Annotated in this window: 1 protein-coding gene; it reads right to left on the bottom strand. The window is 66.8% G+C overall.

The features are described 5' to 3' along the window. On the bottom strand, positions 1–1120 hold a 1120-nt coding region (locus ACIRG9_RS31590), incomplete at its 3' end, for a hypothetical protein (protein WP_402864220.1). Positions 1121–1139 lie beyond the last annotated feature (19 nt).

The following is a 1139-nucleotide window of genomic DNA, read 5'->3' as shown; positions in this document are numbered from 1 at the left end:
GCGTGTTGTCGGCGGCGGTGTCGCTGGCGTTGTGTGTGTCGTGGCTGGTGGTCGGGTGCGTGTCGGTGGTGGACGTCGTGTGGTCGGTGGAGCCCGAGTTGACGTCCGGGTCGGTGATGCCGGGGTAAGGCAGAGCGACCGGTGTCGGTCGCGCCTCGTCCGGGTCCAGGGTCGACACGGTGACGGTGTCGTCCTTGTCGTCCTGCTCGACGGCGCCGTCGGGTCGGTTCAACAGGGACCGCACCCGAGAATCGATCACCCCGCCCAACAACGACGCACCCGCCGCCGCGACACCCGCCGTCGCCGCGAACCCCGTCACATCGAACTGCCCCGTCTCGACCGCGGTCACCGTACCCTCGGTCAACACCTCCACCCCTACCTCACCGACAACCTCCGAACCCACCTCCGCCCCAACATGCCCCACCGATCCCCGTACCACCCCCGCCAACGCCCCCGCCCCAGCACCCAACACCAGACCGAACGCCCCACCAAACACACCCGCCATCGCAGACGAACCCAACAACGACCCGTCAAACCCATGCCGCCACCCCTTGTTCCGCTGCACCGCCTGCACCAAAAAATCCGACGCCACCTCCATCAACACACCCGACAACAACGCGTTCAACACCAAACCCAAACGCGACCGCAACAACCACAACAACACCCGCGCCGCCGCCACCCGCGCCGCCAACCACGCCGCCGCACCCACCGGATTGAAAACCGAATACAACGCCGCCATCTGCAACTCGAGCCACAACTCCAACAGACCAGCCAACGTCATCAACTTCGTGTACTGCACCTGCGTCGACGCCGCCCGCAAATTCCCCGCCGCACCCCCCAAATACGCCGACCCATCCGCCAACAACCCACCCGGACCCAGGAGGCCCCCCATCCGATCAACAAACGCATCCCCCGCCCGCCCCCGCATCCCGCCCTTCACCCGACGCACCGCACCCGACAACACCACCTCCGACTCCACAACCTCCCCACCAACCCGCTCCACCACATCCGCCAACGACCGCAACACACCCTCACGCGTCGACCCCGGCTGCTCACCAGTCACCACCAGCGACAACCCCCGCGCCCACGACGGAAACTCAATCGACGAGTACGACCCCATCCCCACCACCCCCAACCCA

Source organism: Micromonospora sp. NPDC093277 (assembly GCF_044765245.1).
In the GTDB taxonomy this organism is placed as follows: domain Bacteria; phylum Actinomycetota; class Actinomycetes; order Mycobacteriales; family Micromonosporaceae; genus Micromonospora.
The sequence above is the reverse complement of the archived record's forward strand: the minus strand, read 5'-3'. Positions and strand labels throughout refer to the sequence as shown.